We start from the raw sequence: 1,294 nt of genomic DNA on the forward strand, positions 1-1,294 counted from the left end.
GGACGACCGGCTGCTCACCAGCGCCGGCACCGCCGCCGGCATCGACGCCTGCCTGCACCTGGTACGCCAGGAGCACGGCTCCGCCGTGGCGACCCGGCTGGCCCGCCGGATGGTCGTCCCACCGCACCGCGACGGCGGCCAGTCCCAGTACGTCGAGGCGCCCATCCCGAAGGCCCCCGAGGCGCCCACCCTGGAACCGGTGCTGGAGTGGCTGATGGGGCACCTCCGCCACCCGGTGACAGTGGACGAGCTGGCCGCGCGCGCCGGCATGGCCCCACGCACGTTCGCCCGCCGGTTCCGCGCCGAGACCGGCACCACCCCGCACGACTGGCTGACCAACCAGCGGGTGCTGCTGGCCCGGCACCTGCTGGAGGACACCACGCTGAGCGTGGAAGGCGTCGCCGAGCAGGCCGGCTTCGGCGACGCGGCGGCGCTGCGGCACCACTTCACCCGCCGCGTCGGCACCACCCCGCTCGCCTACCGCACCACCTTCCGCGAACGCACCACCGCCTGACGCTCCCCCTCCACCCGGCCCACCCCGGCCCACCCCGGCCCGGCCCACCCCGGCGATCATGAAGTTGACCGTGGATTTCGTCCGTTTCCTCCCCGTCAACCTCATGATCACCGCCCCCGGGTGGGCACGCTTCCCGCGCCGCACCCGTGATCAAGGAGGTTGCGGGCTGCCGGAGGCGTGAAGTGGACACAAAGTCCTTGATCACCGCCAGGCGAGGCGAGGCGGGAGGGGCGAGACGCCGCGGGGCGCCAGGCCGCCGGAGTGGCGGCGCGAACCCGGCTGGATCACCGGTCAGGGCAGGAGGTGACCGGCCTGGCGGCGTACCTGGTGGCCGCCGGGCAGGTGCACCGGGCCCTGGCCGCGCCAATCGGTGACCAGGGCGTCCAGCGCTGCCACGTGACTGTGGGACAGCGCGGCCGGCGCGGCGCCCAGCTCGCGGGCCCAGGTGTGCAGCACCCGGGTACGCACGGCGGCCGGCAACCCGGCCAGCCCGTCGACGGAGAGCGCACGGCCGTCGGCCCGGACGTCGGCCAGCGCGGCGTCCGCGAGCGCGTCGTGCGCGGCGTTGTCCGCGGCGAGCAGGCGGGCGGTACGGGCCAGGTTCGCCACCACCCCCGGCCCGAGCGCGTCGACGAGGGCCGGTAGCGCGTCGGACCGGACCCGGGCCCGGGCGTCCGCGGGGTCGGCGTTGTGCGGGTCCGCCCACGGGTCGAGCCCGAGCGCGGCGCAGGCGTCCCGGGTGTCGGCACGTGGGATGTCGAGAAGTGGGCGCAGCAGGGA

Annotated in this window: 2 protein-coding genes; one reads left to right on the forward strand and one right to left on the reverse strand. The window is 76.1% G+C overall.

Features of this window, described 5'->3' with window-relative positions; translation table 11 throughout:
• A partial coding sequence (locus KBX39_RS31415; protein WP_210874039.1) for a helix-turn-helix domain-containing protein occupies window positions 1–514 on the forward strand: 514 nt, incomplete at its 5' end.
• 291 nt (window positions 515–805) lie between these two features.
• Here the strand turns inward: KBX39_RS31415 and KBX39_RS31420 are convergent.
• Window positions 806–1,294, reverse strand: a 489-nt coding sequence (locus KBX39_RS31420; protein ID WP_210874041.1) for a TilS substrate-binding domain-containing protein, incomplete at its 5' end; no start/stop codon positions are given.

Origin of the sequence: Micromonospora sp. D75 (assembly GCF_018070405.1) — a bacterium.
Taxonomy (GTDB): domain Bacteria; phylum Actinomycetota; class Actinomycetes; order Mycobacteriales; family Micromonosporaceae; genus Micromonospora; species Micromonospora chalcea.